The organism is Shewanella halifaxensis HAW-EB4, from assembly GCF_000019185.1.
In the GTDB taxonomy this organism is placed as follows: domain Bacteria; phylum Pseudomonadota; class Gammaproteobacteria; order Enterobacterales; family Shewanellaceae; genus Shewanella; species Shewanella halifaxensis.
Map to the genome: position 1 here is coordinate 4,131,786 of NC_010334.1, position 17,496 is coordinate 4,149,281.

A 17,496-nucleotide genomic window follows, 5' to 3' on the forward strand; every position below is an offset into this window, starting at 1 on the left:
CACTCATTCAGGACGGTTTTTCTCAATCGAATGACGCCTTCACCGTTTTAGAGTTTGTCCTCTAACGGACACTTTGTTGCTGAGAACTGTGTCATAATCAGCTCTTTCCACGCTTAATCGCCACTCTTAAGGTATGACATTGATTGACTCGAAGCTTACAGAAGTAATACGTTGGAATACGGAACTTTCACCTGCTTTAGTTAACAAGTTACTGTCTGTTGCTCAGCTAAAAACTCAATTAAAGCCTAGTGAAATGGATGGTTCAGCTATCGCTCACCAAGGCGCAAGTTTTATACTAGAAGGCACAGTGGCTATCGGTATGCAAACGCCTAGCCTTAAAACCGTCAATAATATTGTGATGGGCAAAGGCGACTGGTTTGGTAATTATGACAACCAAAATACTGGTTGCACCCCGTTTTTCATTACCGAGATCGATAACGTTAAACTGATCCATTTTAGTAATTTTGATCTTCATCGTTTAGCCCAAGACAACATTGAAATATATAAATGGTTTCATGCCTTGTCATTCGAAGCTAAGGCCAAATGGTTGCAATCTCAGCTTATGATGAGCGAGGTTAAGGGCAGGCGCATTGTCTATCTACTCATCGAACTTGCAGCACATATTCCGAGCGTTTTAGGTGAGATCCCACAACTCAAAATTTCGCAGCAGCAGATAAGTGAAATAACCGGAATAGCCCGCCAAAGAGTCAATGAAGCGATTAAACAGCTGGAGATGGAAAAGTTAGTTGAACTTAAGCGTAACTGCATCTACCTAACCGATCTCACCGGACTTGGGCATAAGCTAGATAGTGTAGACTTAAGTATCCGAGATCCTAGGTTACTCATCAGTCACTAATACTCGCTTCAATAATTTAGACTGATGGGCTGAAACCCAACCTCAGAAGAATAAATATCGTTCTTTCATCTATGCTTATCCGCCTCAGCTTGCACCGTCTCAGCTCTTCCTAAAACCTAGTACCTGCTTTTCCTAGGTCCTTCTTTTATATGTTAAGCTGCTTAGGTCATTGAATGGAGTCCTTTTATTATGCCGTCACAGTTACCGCCTCAGTTCTCGTCCAGCGCGAGCGACAAAGCATGCCGTAAAGCTATCCGCAGCCAAATTAGAGAGGCGCGCCGCTCATTAACGACAGAGCAGCAAGACAGCTTCGCGATGACTGCGGCGGACTATACCCTATCAAGACTTAAGCAACTCAAGGCGCAGCGTGTCGCCCTGTACTTAACCAATGACGGTGAACTCGATACTAAGCCGTTAATCGAGGCGCTTTGGCAGAGTAAAATTGAGGTCTACCTACCTAGACTGCACCCATTTAGCCCTGGAAACTTGCTCTTTTTTCGCTACCAAGCCGATACCAAGATGCAAAAAAACCATATGAGCATCTGGGAGCCAAAACTGAATATCACCCAGATGCTGCTTCCCCATCAGATCGATGTGGTGATCACGCCGCTCGTTGCCTTCGATCTGCAGGGCAACCGAATGGGCATGGGCGGTGGCTTCTATGATAGGACTCTCGCTAACTGGCAGCACAAGAGGAAGCCTTTACCCATAGGCTATGCTCATGATTGTCAGCAAGTTGGTAGCTTACCCTGCGAGCATTGGGATGTGCCGTTACCGTTTATTATCACCCCTAGCCACTGCCATAGCTTTGAGCTGTAGAGGTTATTAGACTTATTGCTGCTGAAAGGAAGTTGTTTAAGCCTTTCAGCTATATGGTTTGCAAGGCTTCCCAATTAAAACAATGGCTTGAAAAGTCGCCACCATCTTAACTCGACGTCCTCACCTCTAACACCACTCACCGACCATCACCATGATTCGACAAGACTATACTTAACAACATCTTTTCGTTTTTTGGTCAGGTATTATGAGTGCAGATAACTATAACTGGTCGCTTGATATGCACCAGATTGAGACCTGTAACTGTAACCATGGTTGCGGTTGCCAGTTTGCAGGCTTTCCCGACTTTGGCTCCTGCGAGGCCTTACTCGGCTTCAAAATCAATCAGGGTCATTACAATGAGGTCAAACTTGACGGGTTAAAACTTGCCCTCGCCGTAAAATGGCCAGCAGCGATCCATGAAGGTAACGGCACCTGTATCCTATTTATCGACTCGAGCGCCACTACTGAACAAACTACTGCGTTAGCCACGATATTTACAGGCGCTGCTGGCGGCATGCCACTTGAAGCCTTAGCCGGCACCTTTACCACACTTGTCGGTCCTGTAATGGTCTATATCAATATGGATACCAGTGAAGACAATGCCTCTTTCGATATTGAGGGAGTAATGCAAGTCCAACAAAGACCACTGATGAATCCTGTCACTGGAGAGCAACAGCACGTACATATTACCTTTCCTGATAATGGCTTTATGTGGAATAGCGGCCGCATTGGAACCACCGAAACCATGTGGCTCAAGCATGATGCCTTAAGTTTTAACCATGCAGGCAAGTTTGCCGCTAAGGCGAACGTGCAGTGGCCAAACGGATAACCCTAGCCTGTCACAGACGCCGTGAATATAAGCATTGAGATTAGCAAATGGTTAATCTCTCGCAGATAACTCACAACCTCCACTCTCCGGTGACTTGGGTAAGTATTCTGCTGCTTACTGGACTCAGTTGGTATTACATGCTGTTTGATATGACCATGGTCATGTCACCCCACTGGGGGCCCTATGAGCTGACGATGGTATTTGTTATGTGGACCGTGATGATGGTAGGCATGATGATGCCATCAGCGACCCCGATGATTATGCTGTTCGCTAAGATAAGTCGCACTCGCCGACAGAGAACGGCGGAGTTTGTCTCCTCTAACTTGTTCATCTTGGGTTATCTGCTGCTGTGGAGTGGCTACAGTCTAGCGATCACTCTAGTGCAATGGCAGTTGCATGAACTGGCTCTGATGACCCCTATGATGCAGAGCGGCAACCATATTTTCAGCGGTATTTTATTGATTGTTATTGGCATCTATCAGATCTCGCCATTGAAACAGCAGTGTTTAAATTACTGCCGCTCGCCACTTAATTTTCTTATGACCCAGTGGCAAGAGGGCAAGCTAGGCGCAGTCAAGATGGGGCTCAAACACGGCCAATACTGTGTAGGGTGCTGCTGGCTGTTAATGGCTCTATTGCTGGTCGTTGGGGTCATGCATATTGGCTGGATCTTAGCGCTATCGATTATCGTCTTACTGGAAAAGGTCGTCAGCTGGCCCGAAGCGATCAATATTGGAATTTGCCTCGCTTGTCTCGGATTTGGACTCTACTTTTTGGTGGGTTAAAACAAGCTATACTCGCTGGCGCTTATCTCATTTAGCTTGTCTCAGTTGGCTTATCTAAGCTGCTTTGCCTTAATCTGGATGGTTTTATTTGAGCTGCGTTATCTGAGCTTAAATAAAAAAGAGCGCAAGGCGCTCTTTTTATATGAATATGCTCCAGGCATACCAGCCAGACTATAGCTGCCAAGCTATACCTGCCAAGCTATACCTGCCAATCGATGGCCCGCTCGCCCCTTGCTTGCAAGAGCTCATTAATTTTAGAGAAATGCTTACAGCCGAAGAAGCCTCGGTAGGCCGATAACGGCGATGGATGTGGCCCTGAAATCACTTGGTGTTGCGGCGCGTTAATACCTTTGCCTTTTTTAATGGCATGAGCCCCCCAGAGAACAAAGATGATTGGCTGAGATTGCTCGTTTAGTAGTGCTAGAGCATTAGCGGTAAAAGATTCCCAGCCTGATTTGGCGTGAGAGTGAGCCTTACCCTGCTCTACGGTGAGTACCGTGTTTAGCATCAAGACCCCCTGCTCGGCCCAGTGGCTCAAGTTGCCATGTTCAGGGATGGTAAAGCCGTCAATGTCGCTAGCCAACTCTTTATACATATTTACCAGCGACGGTGGCGTCTTGACCCCATGTTTCACCGAGAAACACAGGCCATGAGCTTGGTTTGGCCCATGGTAAGGATCTTGCCCAATAAGCACCACACGTACCTTGTTTAGCGGTGTCGAATCAAATGCGGCGAACACTTCACTCTCTGGCGGATAAATCGCTTTCCCAGCTGCGCGCTCAGCTTTGACAAACTGCTGTACCGATTGAAAATAACTTTGTTGCTGTTGATCTTCGATAAAAGATAACCAGCTAGAATGCGCCGTCATGATCTGACCTTAAGATAAAAATTTGCCTAAGCTTAAAAGGTCGTGACATTGCTTGCAATCTCCTAGGATAAATTCATTAAGACCGCCACGGCTTCAATAGAATATTGAAGCCAAAAACACTAAGCACCATCCGATAAAAACCAACAGTTTTGCCACTTATCTCACCAAGTAACTCAACAATGGCCAACCTTTAATCATTGGTATTAAAAATTGTCAGTGTTAATATAGCGGCTCTTTCTTCTTTGGACGACAATCGATGTTCTCTCCGGCGCAATCATCTAAGCGGCATTCAGGCTTTACACTAATCGAACTGGTTGTCGTTATTATCATTTTAGGGATTCTTGCCGTTGTTGCTGCGCCCAAATTTTTAAGCCTATCAGAAGACGCTCAGGTCTCTCACGTTAAAGCCACTGGCGGTGCCTTTAAGTCTGGAATCGACTTGGCAAGAGCCGTGTGGGCGGTAAAGGTCGGTGATGGTCCAGCAGAAAACCTGCCTGTATTTGGTGACTCAGACGACAGCCACGTCGACTTTAATGCTAACGGCTGGCCCGCACAGCATTATTATACCGATGATGAGGAGGCTCCTCAGCTCGATAATGTCGATGACTGTATCTCGGTATGGCAAGTGCTATTTCAGAACAATGAGCCTACGGTTTCTGAGTCCGGCAGCGCAGATGAAACCGACTATAAGGCGCGTTATGTAGCGTTAGGTGTATGCACTTATGATTATAGTGACAACACCAATTTATCGATAACCTACGACTCCAATGACGGCAGTGTCGTGGTGGACTCAGATCCAAGTAGCTAGTATAAATAGTGTCCGCTTTGGATAAAGCGACAGGCTCACTGAAATAATGGATTAATTCATGACTAGAAACACTGTATCTTCTGGCTTTACCCTCATCGAGATGGTTGTCGTTATCATCGTCTTGGCAATTCTAGCCATTATCGCCGCTTCCAAATTTATTAACCTAGGGCAAGATGCCGAAATAGCCAGTGTGCAAGCCACGGGCGGCGCCTTTAAAGGCGGGATCACCTTAGCCAACGTCAAGTGGGTCTCACTGGGCGCCTCGGGACCTGCAGATAATTTGCAAGTCTTCCATAATGACAGCAATGGTCAGCTCGATATCAACCTTTGGGGCTTTCCGGCGCAGAGCTATCCGCCTTTCGAGTCGAGCCCAAGACTGAATAATAGCAACGACTGCATGTCGGTTTGGCGCACCGTATTGCAAGACGCACCACAGGTATCAAACTCTGCAAACACTCCGGATGCAGAGTACTTGGCGACCTATATCGTCCCCGATCAGTGCCGCTATCTCTATCTTCCTGAACAAACTATGTCTATCTATTATGACTCCCGTGACGGCAACGTTATTACCGATTCAGATCCCAATAGTTAATAACAATGATTTATTAACGATAAATTTAAGATAGAATCGAATCACTATCCTAGGTAAACAAGAGCAAAAGCAAGATGTCAGAAGCTAAAAAAGAAACCACCATTTTTGAACTAGCCGATCAATTCATTGCATTGGCAAACGAACTCGCGGGTAAAGAGCAGGATGTAAGTAAAGTCGGCACGGCTATGCGTTTTGCAGCCTCTCGCTTTAATGCATTTGAAGCTGCCCTTAAGTCATCAGATCTTGCAGCCGAAAAAGACAACGCTCTTGAGTGGTTTACAGATGAATATAAAGCCATGCTAAATGATAACCTTGATGACCATATCAAGAATCCAGTCCAATCTCGTGAGCCAGAGCCAGCTGAGTAATATCTGCGTGCGGGACAAGCTCTCTGATTGAAGCTTGCCTGCTAATGGATATAAGAACGCCATCTGTTTAGATGGCGTTTTTTTATGGGTAAATGTTGATATTCAAACTCTGGAGGCTAGAGGGTAACAACCACCCGCACCGCAAGTAGGATCAGTACCACACCGGATAACTTATCGATAAGGGCCGCTTTTGCCCTTAGCTTAGGCAGCACAGAGGCGTGAGACAATACCAAGGCGATAAGCGTATACCAAAGCCCGTCAACCACCAGTGGCGTCAACACAATCAAGGCCTTACCAGTCAAGCTGTCGGCAACCATTACAAACTGGCTAAATAGCGCCAAGAAAAACAGCATAATTTTAGGGTTGAATAAGGAGATAGCCAGACCATCTCTCGCCGCACTAAACGCATCCGTAGGCTTGCCTGCTGCGAGTTTATCTGACATTCCCCCCTTGGATCGCAACGCCTGTATGCCCATATAGGCAAGATAAAGCGCACCGATAATCGCAATACCATTAAATACCATTGGCGCCTGCTTTAGCAGCACCGCCAACCCCAATAATGTAACTAGGGCATAAATACCAATACCGATAGAGTGCGCCCAAGCGCAGATAATCCCTTTTCCCCGACCACCACCTAAGGTGTGTCTCACCACCATAGCCAAACTTGGCCCCGGTGACATGGCGCCTAAACAGCAAATTGCTAACAAGCCTAGCCAAGTGCTAATACTCATCTTTTTCCTCTATTATTGTTTTTATAATGACACTTCGTAATTAACTCAGCGCTTTAATCGCCACAATATACACGATCTGCGTTATGGGGGCATAATTGAGATGCAGGCTGCAAAACAAGCCTATGATATTATTTGTGATTACCCAAATGCACCACAATCAGGTAGCTTTATAATAGCTCGCAACAGTTTGCGAGTTGCATACCGACATAACCAAGATTAACTAGCAACAAGCCACTGATAAATATGGAGTCTTAATGGGCACAATTTCAGTTACTATCCTTATTTTTTTAATATTTATCTGTATCGCTATCGCATCTCTCATAGTGCTAAAAATCAAAGGTCGGTTGATCCCAAATGCTGTGATTGCCGTATTGTTTTGTTTCGCTACCTGTATTGCGAGCGTATTTGGCTTCATCAATTATGGCGAAGACTATGACGCCTATAAAAAGCTGCAATGGCAAACCTTAACACCGGATCAAATTCAGCCCCTTGTCGATAACGGCTATACCGTATTTATCGATGTCACCGCCGATTGGTGCAACATCTGCTATGCCAACAAGGCTGGGGTGACCCATAGAGAAAAGATAGTGAACGCCTTAACGCAAAAGCATATCATTTTAATGCAAGGGGACTGGAGTCAGCCAAATATGGTGGTGGAAAACTACCTACAAATGCAAGGCCTGAACAGCGTGCCTTACAATAGGGTCTACGGCCCCGGCGCTCCTAATGGTATTGTGCTGCCAAGCCAGTTGACCGTAGAGGCTGTGATGTTCGCATTAGAAAAGGCCAAGGGCTAAAGCTTGACCAACAACAAGTACAATTAATCGATATTTTCTTTACGCCTTAGCCTTTGTGTCTCAGCTTTCTCTATGTTCTAGGTTCTAGGCTCTAGGAAGCTGCGCTTCGAGGACGGGCTAAAGCCCTGCGAGGAAAAGAAAAGCAAAGCCAAAACATAACGCAGCTTCGGCTTTATCCGTCTCAGCTTTTCCAGCTCTTCCGTCTTTGCTTTTATCGTCTTCGCTTTAACCGTCTTTGCTTTTCCTAGGACCTTCTCTTAAACCTAGAACCTTTCTTTGCCTTTCCTAGCACCTTATTTGGACTTACCCCATTGACCTTTGGGCATAGATCACTCTAGTCTAAACAGCTGTTTGACTCTTTAAGTAACATAATAACAAATCAGCTAAAGGGCATTTCAATGGCATACGATTCAGACTCAACGCTCGACCTCTCCCGTTACGCATCGCTTATCGATCTGATCGAACTTGCCAGTGCTCGCTATGGCGACAAGGCTGCATATTCATGCCTTAGTAAAGAAACTAGCTTTAATGAGATCAACCGTTACTCGCGTCAGTTTGCCGCTTACCTGCAACAGGAAACCAATCTGGTGCAAGGCGATAGAATTGCGATTCAGCTGCCTAATATCACCCAATATGTTATCGCGGCCTATGGTGCTATTAAGGCAGGCATGGTGTTGGTGAATACTAATCCTCTTTATACTCAACGTGAGCTTATCCACCAGTTTAATGACTCGGGTGCTAAAGCCTTGGTGGTATTGTCTGACTTATTACCGACACTGACCGAGGTAGTTGAAACTACCAGCATTGAAACCGTTATCTCTACCCACGCGATGGACTTAATTGCGCCACAGCCACAACCTGAGGTGCCTTTCGATACCGTAGCTTTTTGTGACGTGCTAGCAAAGGGCGAACAACTTACCTATGCGCCAGTGATCAGCGTGCATGAGCAGATTGCCGCGCTGCAATATACTGGCGGCACCACAGGCTTGTCGAAAGGGGCAATGCTGACTCACCGTAATTTAATCGCTAATGCGATGCAGATTAAGTCGCGCATAGGTAGCCGTATCGTCGAGGGTGAAGAAATTTTTGTCGCACCACTGCCCGTCTACCATATCTATGCCTTTATGGTGAACCTAGTGCTCTATTATGAGCGCGGTGGCTGCTCGGTTTTGATCCCTAATCCTCGTGATATTTCAGGGCTCATCACTACTCTATCAAAGTATCCATTTACCGGATTCGCCGGGCTCAATACCTTATTTGTAGGTCTTTGCCACCAACCAGAATTTAAGGTGCTGGATTTTAGTCACCTTAAGGTGACGATTTCTGGCGGTACCGCACTCACCCAAGCTGCCGCGACAGTCTGGGAGCAAACCACAGGCTGCACCATATCAGAGGGCTATGGGCTCTCTGAAACCTCCCCAGTGGTATCGCTTAACTCGCCGGGGTTTGAGCAACTAGGCACCATAGGTAAACCAGTGATAGCCACCCAAGTCAAAATCCTCGATATGGACGACAACGAAGTGCCCACAGGTAGCACTGGCGAACTCGCCGTATTTGGCCCTCAGGTGATGCTAGGTTACTGGAACAAACCGGAAGAAACTGCCAAGGTGATGACTCAAGACGGTTACTTTAAAACCGGGGATATTGCGGTTGCAACCGAAAAGGGATTTCATAAAATTGTCGACCGCAAGAAAGATATGATTATCGTCTCTGGCTTTAATGTTTACCCAAATGAGGTCGAAGACATCTTATCTAACCATGATGCCATTCTTGAATGTGCGGTTATCGGAATAGAAGACGAGCGCAGCGGTGAAGCAGTAAAAGCGGTTATCGTACTAAACGAATCTCACAGCGATACACTACAAGCAAAGTCGATTATCGAAGCCTATTGCCGTGAGCAACTTGCCGCTTACAAGGTACCGAAAGTTATCGAGTTTGCAGATGCACTGCCTAAGTCCACCGTAGGCAAAATTTTGAGGCGCGAGCTACGCAAGTAGCTCCAAGGTAAGAATTTAGCCGTTCCACTACCGGCTAAACTCAATGACTAAAAGGTAAGCCTGCCTTTTAGTCATGTCTTATTTGCGCTAAGTAATCCGTTCCTCTTGATCTTTACTTCTGCCGCATACCTTTACTCAAAATAAAAACTCACGGCTAGTTTTCGGTATCATCGGTTAGCAGCTGCAAGCTGGCAAACTCACGGTAAAGCTCGCTGCTTTGCATCAGCTGTTGATGGGTACCGCTTGCCACAACGACGCCTTTATCTAACACTAAGATGCGGTCGACATTGATTACTGTGGCTAAGCGGTGGGCGATGATCAATGTCGTCTTGCCCACCATCAAACTATCGAGCGCCAGCTTTACCTTATGCTCACTGACTGCATCCAGCGCACTGGTGGCTTCATCTAGCAGTAGAATCGGCCTATCGGCGAGGATCGCTCGAGCAATAGCGATGCGTTGCTTCTGCCCACCCGATAAACGCACACCGCGCTCACCGAGATAGGTCTGATAGCCATCGGTAAAATCGCTAATAAATTCATCGGCCCTTGCAGCAATACAGGCTTGTTTCACTTCATCTTCGCTGGCTTCAATACGGCCATAGCGCACGTTCTCAAGTACGCTAGTGGCAAAGATCACCGACTCTTGCGGTACCAAAGCATATTGCTGACGCAAGGTTTGTGGAGTGAGCTTAGCGATATCGACGCCATCAAGCTCAATACTTCCGCTATTTAATACATAGAAGCGCTGCAACAGCTCGAACAGCGTACTCTTACCCGCGCCGCTAGCGCCGACTAAGGCGACTCGTTCACCAGGCTTGATATGAATATTGAGACCACGGATCACTTCATCTTCATTACTAATATAAGGAACTCGCTCAGGGCTGTTGTTAGAAACTCGCTCAAGGCTGTTATCCGGCTCAAGGTAGTTTTCATTTAAATCGTCAAGACTGTTATTAGAAGCACGCTCAGGGCTGTTACCTGGCTCAAGGCTGCTTACATCACAGCTGTCAGGTTTCATGCTGCTATAACTAAAACGTACTTGCTTGAGCTCAAGCTCACCGCGAACTGGGGTTGCGAGCTCAAGCGGCACGGTGATGACAGGAATATCGATTGGGGTTTCAATCAACTCGATTAAACGCTCGGTGGCTCCTGCTGCGCGCTGAATTTCACCAATCACTTCACTAATGGTTGCTACCGAACCTGCAACCATCACCGCATAAAACATGAAGGCTGATAACTCACCCGCACTAATTGCCCCGTTCATTACATCGTGGGCGCCGACCCAAGTGACTAGCGCTATGGCTAAAATACTTAAGAACATCACCAAGGAGATCAGTATTGAGCGGTACTTAATGCGCCCTTTTGCGGCATCCATCACCGCCTCGACACGACCATTAAACAGGGCTCTATCTTGATCTTCATGGGAGTATGCCTGCACGGTGTGGATCTCATGCAAGGTTTCATCCACATAAGCGCCTAAATCGCCCACTTTATCTTGGCTTTTACGGGATAGATCGCGCACCTTACGGCCAAAAAAGAAGATGGGGCCAAGCACCATAGGTACAGCCAATAAGACTAACCCTGTCATTTTAATGCTGGTGATTGCCATCATCACGACACCGCCAATGACGGTCACGCTGGCTCTTAGCATCATCGACAAGCTTGAGCCAACGACCGACTGCAATAAGGTCGAGTCGGCAGTAAAACGGGAGATCACCTCGCCGGTTCTAAGCTTGGCGTAAAAGCCAGGAGAAAGTTTTAATAAGTGGTCATATACCTTTAAGCGGATATCGGCACTGACTCGCTCACCAAGCCAAGTCATTAGGTAAAATCGGCAGAAAATCGCACTACTACTGAGTGCTGTAATACCTATCACCAATAAAATAATTTCATTAAGGCGTGAACCGTTATCCCTCAAAAAGCCCTCATCTACCATTAATCGTACACCTTGACCTAGAGATAACCACGCCAAGGAACCGATAAACAAGAAGATAATCGCGGTGATAACTTTTGTGCGGTAAGGCTTTAAGAATGCACCAATCCAGGGTAACACTGCACGTTGGCTAACGTGGGAGTTGGGTGATTTAGCGCTGCCAGCCTTAGATGTAGATGAATGAGGCTCGTCTTTGGCGACTGAAGAGGCGTTTTGATTCAATGCAATATCCTTAACCTTAAGGTTAAAATGAAAACAACAGCAGAATAACAAAACCCGCGCAAAGGCGGGCAATGTTTATTGAACTTTTATTCACTCAGCAAAAACTTAATTGAAGTAATGACCGATTAAATTACAGTATCAGCAAGCTCAGCTCTTGGCGTGCCGTGGTGACCATCGCGTTTCCAGTCTACATCTAGCAGCTCAACTCCAGACAAGCTAAATGCCTGACCAAAGCCTTTTACATAGAGACCTTGGTGTGGGTTAAGTTTGAATAGATTAAAATCACCTAAACCCGCTAGGTTATCAATCATCTCACCAAAACGAGCTGACAAGGCTGCAATGCCTTTGCTGAAGTTATCGCTTTCACGGTCAACTAACTCTGCAGTTGCGTCAAAAGTTAAGCGCTTACGGGCAAATACCGTTTTTGCTTCGGCTTCATCCTCTAATAGCATCACAGAGAGGTTCTTTGACGCTTTAAGGTTAGAGCCATGACGGGCAAGCTCACTGACCAAAATATAGAAACCATCATCGGCCAAAGCAAAAGGCGCATAACTAGCGTTTGGCAGGCCATCAGCATCTTGTGTTGCCAATTGTAGGGTTGAACGCTCAGCCTTAAAGGCTTCGATTTCGGGTAACAGTTTGTCTCGTAGTCTTTGCTCTTTTTCTGTGTTCATTGCTCTACTCTCTTATTTTGATATTTATTCTAGTGGCTCTTACTTAGCTAAGGGCTCTTTACTTAGCTAAGGGCTTTTTATTTAGACTGAGGGCTCTTTACTTAGATTCAGAGCCCTTTACCTACGCTTAAATCTTTTTATTAGGCTTAAGCGATGGCGCTCAACACTTGCTGCTTCAGCTCATTGAAACGGGCCACCTGTTCTGGCAATAACACGCGCTTCTTATCGCGTCCTAAATAGACTTTAAATACCACCTCACCTTGTGCACCAAAGAAGTTAATGGAGTGACTTTCAGTGCCTCTGAAGGGTTTGCTTATCAGTGCAATAGCGGTGATCTCATCTAACTTAAGGTGGCCATGCAAACCGTCACCTTTGGTGATCAGGTTGTAGTAACCATGAGCATACTTGCCTTTAGGGAAGCTACCTTTAAATTCAAAAATACTGCCGGATGCCGATACTATCGTGGTCATACTGCCCCACTCTGGTAGCTCAGCTAACAATGCGTCTTTATCTGCTAACGGTAAAATAGCCAACTGCTCAACAGGAAGTGCGGATATTACCTCAAACTCGCTAATATTAAGCTCTGCGGCAATTTGACTAGGCATAGATGCTGGATTGTTTTCTAGATGCTGAGCAATTTGTACAACTGACACTGATATAGGGACTGACATGGAAGATCTCCAATTAACTAAATGGTAATTAACTAAACAACTATTAACTAAACGACTGCTAGCTAAACAGCAAAGAGGCCTAGCCACTTTTATGCAGTAAGTTGGCCTCGGTTTGGTATACTTGCTTAGAAGTTATAGCGTGCTGACAATTTGAAATTCCGGCCTTGTTCATACAAGGTTTGCCACGCTTGGCGATACTCCTCATCACCGATATTCTCTACAGCAAAGTCGACTCTTAGTCCCTCAAATGTGCCCATAGCGGGCTCCCATGCCACATACAGATCCCACAACTTATAGGAGTCGTACTGATTGACGTTATCCACTGGGAGATCGTCTTGCTCGGCCACATAGGTAAAGCGAGTACCTATTTTCATATCGCCCTCCATGATCCCTTGTGAAAGATCAAGACCTAGCTTGTTAGCGGGAATGTTTGTTAAGTATTCACCTGTTGACTTGTCTTTGCCTTCGGTCTGACCGTAGTTAAAACTCACGCGAGTTTGCTCATAGCGGTAACGAGTCGAGAACTCGAAACCTGTCAGCTTGGCTTTATCGACATTATTCCAAGAGGTGGTTTGCTCAAAGCCGGGAATGCCCATTAATGGGTTTGAAACAGATTGCTCAATAAAGTCATCCACATCGTTGCGGAACACGTTTAGAGTGATCGCTAGTTCGTCATTACCCGCAAGGCTGGCAAAACGTAGATCGGCTTTAATCTCTTTATTTTCTGCTTGCTCGGCTTTTAAATCTGGGTTGATTTCAAAGGTGTTACATAGGCCGTTTGGCAAGAAGCCTGGCATAGCTGGAATGCAGTAATGAGTTCCTGTTGAGTACATCTCTTCAATGCTTGGGGCGCGGAATGCTTGATCATAACGCGCACTTAAGGTTAACCAATCTGTTGTTTTCCACACTAGACCTACTGATGGTGAAAGTGCATTGTCATCTGATGACATATCAAGGTTATTACTTTCATTTTTAAAGGTGTCATAACGCACTGCTGCATCGACAGACCAACTGTCAGCTAGCTCGATATCAGCGCGAGTAAATGCCCCCCAAACTGTGGTGTTACCGTCAATATCATCGGGGCGTTGCCCTGCTTGACCACTGTCGTCACGTATCGTTTTGATTGAATCCTTGTAGCCATCGATACCGTAAGTCAGCACGGTATTGGCAAACCTAGAGCTGTTATTGATACTAAAACCTATGGTGTCATATGCAGTGTTATCCACTTGATTTTTAGTGATGCGATCCTCATGGTAATCAGTACCATTCCAATACAGAGTCGCATTCAAATCGAGTAAGTTACTGTCTGTTGGGCTAATGCTATAGTCCAAAGTGATATTTTGATCTTCGGTTTTACGCTTAACCAAAGGCACTGAACTGCCCACGTTGGTTGCAGGGTTACTCGGAACTAGCTCATCAATATTTGAAAAACGTGCCGATAATTGCAGACGCTGCTCATCCGTCGGTTCCCAACCAAACTTTGCCAGTCCGCTAGTGCCCTCTGATGCGCTATTTTCAAGGGTTTGGTCATTACCAATCTTGATATTATTGCTGTCGTAGTAACTGCCGTTTAATAACCAATCAACACTCCCTGTTGAGCTCGTTTCTGTTAGGCCATAAATTGCACCACTGGTTTTGACTCGGTCGCCATTGGACTCGTAACCTTGTTTAAGGTAGCCACCAAAGGTGTCTTCCTCTTCTAGAAAGTCTGATGCTGACTTAGTGTTTTGTGCGACGACGCCGCCAATAGCACCACTTCCCCATAGGCTACTTGCTGGGCCGCGAACGACTTCAATCGAACTTAACAGCTCAGGATCCATAAAGTAGGTACCGCGATGACCAGAGTTAGCGTTTTGACGAGCCCCATCTATGGTTTGCAATACTCGCTGACCACCTAGACCACGGATTTCAACGCCTTGAGATGATGAGCGCGGACCGTTAGTCACGTTAACATTCGCTTCGTTTTTTAATGCCTGAGCAACCGATGCAGGTTGCGACTCTTGCAACTGCTCTTCGGTTACCACGGCAACGCTGCGACTGGTTTGCGATGCTTTTTCACTAACACGCGTTGCGGTTACAAGCACCTCGTCGAACTCCGTAACTTGCTGCTCGGAGACTTGCTGAGCTTGCGCTGTGAATGCGCCAGAGCTTAGAGCCAGTGCCATAGCGACTACAACAGGCTTCTTGGTCATTATTCAATCCTCAAGGTAAGTATCTAATGGTGTTTCGTCATGATTTTAGGAGGGCTTAATATCCGATAACGAGACTACCGTTTTGTTATTTTCGGCACTTTACCTGAGATAAAAATATAGATCAAATGAAAATCATTATCATTTGCGATTCCATTCAATGTCATATATCTTATGCGAACACTATCGAGACCAGTGTCCATAACTAATTGTAAATTATGTAAATAGCAGCTTTTAAGTGTCAACTTTGTAAAGATGCGAAAAACACAGTTCTAAATTAGACGGTGCTAATCTCGAGCTAATTATCCGACTCTATGAGTAAGAGCTTCAATCATGACTCCTAAACGTTATTTTGCTTTTGGTTGCTTAACCGTTTTAATCCAAGGTGGCGTGCTCGCCTCGCAAAATACTGAGCCTGAACTGATGTTAAGTGCAGGCTCCGCTATGGGCTCCAATCAAGCTGTAAGTATTTCGATTGCGATGCAAGCTAGCCAAGCAAACAAAGCCGTTGAGCAGATCAAACCTGCACTTGAAAAGCAGACAAAACCCTCACCGAGGCCTTTAGCAAAACCTTTACCAGAGTCAGCAGCCACACCCGTAGTCAAAGCAAAACCTATTACTGAACCTGAACTTGCTACTCAACCTAAACCAGCTCCCAGTCAAGACACGGAAAAGCCCATAGCAGAGATAAACGAGATACAAGTGGCTCATAACCAAATTCAGGTCGATGCCAAACAAGGTGTGACTCAGCAATCTATCACCTTAAGTCAGCCAACATTTGCAGCCCCACCAGCCCAGCCCCATTACCCCAAAAAAGCACGCAAGCGCGGCTTTCAAGGGACTGCCACGGTTGAAGTTATGTTTAATCAACTTGGCGAGCAACTATCACTCACCTTGGTGGGCAGCTCAGGTTATCGCCTGCTCGATAAGGCGGCACTCAATGCTGTTGAGCAGTGGCAATTTGCCGCACCTACACCACAAACAGCCTATGCCTATACGGTGAGAGTACCGGTGAAGTTTGCACTGAATTAATCCCTTTACAGGTTATAGCGCGACGCAAGTTCAATTAGATTTGTTTACATAGTGAACGCGATACTGGGGTATCGCCAAGGAAACTCAATGTCTCAACCTTTATATCTTCAGCTCTCAGAGCAACTCGGATACTTAACTTGGCCACTGTTTATCTGTGCTTTTTTGTCTCTAATGATCATCTTGGAGCGCCTTGCCTTAATGCTTTACGAGCTGCCTAAGCGTGATGCCTGGCTCACTCAACTGCGCCAACAGGCACGCAGCGCAACCCCAGAGCAAAGGCAGGAGTTAATGGCGAAAATAAGCCAAGGGCGAAGCATGTTAGCCAAAGGCACAGCACTATTGCTTAGCCATGGCGAACAGTCACGAGCGATGCGTGAAGAGATAGTGTCACTGTGGTTGGTAAAGCAAAAATCTAAGCTGTTATCGGGGCTAAAGATCTTGCAGATCATTGGCATCATCACCCCTCTTCTTGGTCTACTCGGTACGGTACTGGGTTTAATCGAGATGTTTAATCAATTGGGATTATCTGATGGTCCAGTGACGCCCTCACAATTGGCATCAGGCCTAGGCCTTGCGATGAACACCACAGCAGCAGGTCTTATTATTGCGGTGCCAGCAATTACCATGGCGCATCTGTTTACTCTTTGGGCTGAGCGTCGCTGCAATAAGATTGCTCACGCCCTAAATCTACTTAACTTGTGGCTAGAGGGTTTCGACCAAGCACTCAGTATCGGCAGCGACTCAGCCGCACAGCTATGTTCAAAAGCCGCGACCTGCAAAGAGGCCACTTGCCAAAGCCAAACGGCATCTATCGACAAGACGCAAACAGCAACAGACGCGCAGGTTGTAGGGCAGCCGTCATGATTAACGCAGGCAATGATGAAAGCGCTCAGAGCTTTGGCCTAGATTTGACCCCACTTATCGACATCATTTTTATCGTACTGGTGTTTTTGCTATTAACAGCCAATACCCAGTTACTGAGTTTACCTGTTGATGTTCCCACAGAGTCAGACTCCAGCTTGTCACCTCTCACTCAGGAGAAACACATTGCGATAAATGTGCTAGTCAACGACCCACACTGGGCGCTTGAGGGAAAAAGTTATAACCATTTCGATGACTTTGAAGCCGCTTTTATCAAAGCATTTAACGATAACCCTAAAGCCAAAGTGGTGATCGCCGCAGATAAAACAGCCCCAGTACAACCCTTGATGACGTTATTGGCAGCCCTACAACGGCAAAAAATCACCAATACTCAGATTTTGATGGAGCCCTAATCGACCACAAAATACCAGCATAATTATTTAGCCGAATATAGATATTTGATG

Annotated in this window: 18 protein-coding genes; 12 read left to right on the forward strand and 6 right to left on the reverse strand. The window is 46.1% G+C overall.

The genetic code is table 11. The annotated features are described in order from the left end of the window. The first annotated feature begins 133 nt into the window (after positions 1-133). The 4 genes from SHAL_RS17545 to SHAL_RS17560 all read left to right on the forward strand — a co-directional run bounded on the left by SHAL_RS17545 (position 134) and on the right by SHAL_RS17560 (position 3,289). Positions 134-856 carry a Crp/Fnr family transcriptional regulator gene (locus SHAL_RS17545; RefSeq protein WP_012278451.1) on the forward strand — a complete coding sequence of 241 codons (723 nt, stop codon included), beginning with the start codon at positions 134-136 and terminating at the stop codon, positions 854-856. A 189-nt stretch (positions 857-1,045) separates the two neighbouring features. After that, a complete protein-coding gene (locus SHAL_RS17550) occupies positions 1,046-1,675 on the forward strand; it encodes a 5-formyltetrahydrofolate cyclo-ligase (protein WP_012278452.1) in 630 nt (209 codons plus the stop codon). A gap of 205 nt (positions 1,676-1,880) precedes the next feature. Next, positions 1,881-2,504: a DUF1326 domain-containing protein gene (locus SHAL_RS17555; protein ID WP_012278453.1), complete on the forward strand. Its 624-nt coding sequence runs from the start codon at positions 1,881-1,883 to the stop codon at positions 2,502-2,504. 47 nt (positions 2,505-2,551) lie between these two features. Beyond that, complete coding sequence (locus tag SHAL_RS17560; RefSeq protein ID WP_012278454.1) at positions 2,552-3,289, forward strand: DUF2182 domain-containing protein; 738 nt, start codon at positions 2,552-2,554, stop codon at positions 3,287-3,289. 199 nt (positions 3,290-3,488) lie between these two features. Here SHAL_RS17560 and ung read toward each other — a convergent pair whose 3' ends face one another. After that, positions 3,489-4,157: a uracil-DNA glycosylase gene (gene ung / locus SHAL_RS17565; protein WP_012278455.1), complete on the reverse strand. Its 669-nt coding sequence runs from the start codon at positions 4,155-4,157 to the stop codon at positions 3,489-3,491. A 256-nt stretch (positions 4,158-4,413) separates the two neighbouring features. On the opposite strand from ung, the gene SHAL_RS17570 reads away from it, so the two are divergent. From SHAL_RS17570 to SHAL_RS17580, 3 genes are all read left to right on the forward strand, one after another. Then, positions 4,414-4,965 (forward strand): type II secretion system protein, encoded by a 552-nt coding sequence (locus SHAL_RS17570; protein WP_012278456.1) that lies wholly within the window; start codon positions 4,414-4,416, stop codon positions 4,963-4,965. Positions 4,966-5,023: 58 nt separating this feature from the next. Further along, a complete protein-coding gene (locus SHAL_RS17575; protein WP_012278457.1) occupies positions 5,024-5,557 on the forward strand; it encodes a prepilin-type N-terminal cleavage/methylation domain-containing protein in 534 nt (177 codons plus the stop codon). 74 nt (positions 5,558-5,631) lie between these two features. Then, complete coding sequence (locus SHAL_RS17580) at positions 5,632-5,925, forward strand: DUF3144 domain-containing protein (protein WP_012278458.1); 294 nt, start codon at positions 5,632-5,634, stop codon at positions 5,923-5,925. Between the two features lie 116 nt (positions 5,926-6,041). On the opposite strand, the gene SHAL_RS17585 is transcribed toward SHAL_RS17580, so the two are convergent. Further along, positions 6,042-6,656, reverse strand: coding sequence for a LysE family translocator (locus SHAL_RS17585; RefSeq protein ID WP_012278459.1), 615 nt, complete (start codon positions 6,654-6,656; stop codon positions 6,042-6,044). Between the two features lie 254 nt (positions 6,657-6,910). Between SHAL_RS17585 and SHAL_RS17590 the strand changes: the two genes are divergently transcribed. Both SHAL_RS17590 and SHAL_RS17595 read left to right on the forward strand, forming a co-directional pair. Next, complete coding sequence (locus SHAL_RS17590; protein ID WP_012278460.1) at positions 6,911-7,453, forward strand: thioredoxin family protein; 543 nt, start codon at positions 6,911-6,913, stop codon at positions 7,451-7,453. 398 nt (positions 7,454-7,851) lie between these two features. Then, positions 7,852-9,450, forward strand: a complete 1,599-nt coding sequence (locus SHAL_RS17595; protein ID WP_012278461.1) for an AMP-binding protein — start codon at positions 7,852-7,854, stop codon at positions 9,448-9,450. Positions 9,451-9,604: 154 nt separating this feature from the next. Here SHAL_RS17595 and SHAL_RS17600 read toward each other — a convergent pair whose 3' ends face one another. The 4 genes from SHAL_RS17600 to SHAL_RS17615 form a co-directional block, all read right to left on the reverse strand. Then, positions 9,605-11,503: an ABC transporter transmembrane domain-containing protein gene (locus tag SHAL_RS17600; protein ID WP_398364992.1), complete on the reverse strand. Its 1,899-nt coding sequence runs from the start codon at positions 11,501-11,503 to the stop codon at positions 9,605-9,607. A gap of 227 nt (positions 11,504-11,730) precedes the next feature. Then, entirely contained in the window at positions 11,731-12,279 is a 549-nt protein-coding gene (gene hutZ / locus SHAL_RS17605; RefSeq protein WP_012278463.1) for a heme utilization protein HutZ, read from the reverse strand. 146 nt (positions 12,280-12,425) lie between these two features. Further along, positions 12,426-12,950, reverse strand: a complete 525-nt coding sequence (hutX, locus tag SHAL_RS17610; protein ID WP_012278464.1) for a heme utilization cystosolic carrier protein HutX — start codon at positions 12,948-12,950, stop codon at positions 12,426-12,428. Positions 12,951-13,075: 125 nt separating this feature from the next. Beyond that, a complete protein-coding gene (locus SHAL_RS17615; RefSeq protein WP_012278465.1) occupies positions 13,076-15,142 on the reverse strand; it encodes a TonB-dependent hemoglobin/transferrin/lactoferrin family receptor in 2,067 nt (688 codons plus the stop codon). Positions 15,143-15,472: 330 nt separating this feature from the next. Between SHAL_RS17615 and SHAL_RS17620 the strand changes: the two genes are divergently transcribed. The 3 genes from SHAL_RS17620 to SHAL_RS17630 all read left to right on the forward strand — a co-directional run bounded on the left by SHAL_RS17620 (position 15,473) and on the right by SHAL_RS17630 (position 17,445). Continuing rightward, the gene (locus SHAL_RS17620) at positions 15,473-16,171 is read left to right on the forward strand and encodes an energy transducer TonB (protein ID WP_012278466.1); all 699 of its coding nucleotides are present in this window, start codon (positions 15,473-15,475) and stop codon (positions 16,169-16,171) included. Between the two features lie 87 nt (positions 16,172-16,258). After that, positions 16,259-17,035 carry a MotA/TolQ/ExbB proton channel family protein gene (locus SHAL_RS17625; protein ID WP_012278467.1) on the forward strand — a complete coding sequence of 259 codons (777 nt, stop codon included), beginning with the start codon at positions 16,259-16,261 and terminating at the stop codon, positions 17,033-17,035. Then, entirely contained in the window at positions 17,032-17,445 is a 414-nt protein-coding gene (locus tag SHAL_RS17630; RefSeq protein WP_012278468.1) for an ExbD/TolR family protein, read from the forward strand. The genes SHAL_RS17625 and SHAL_RS17630 overlap by 4 nt, the downstream gene beginning before the upstream one ends. The last annotated feature ends 51 nt before the right edge of the window (positions 17,446-17,496 follow it).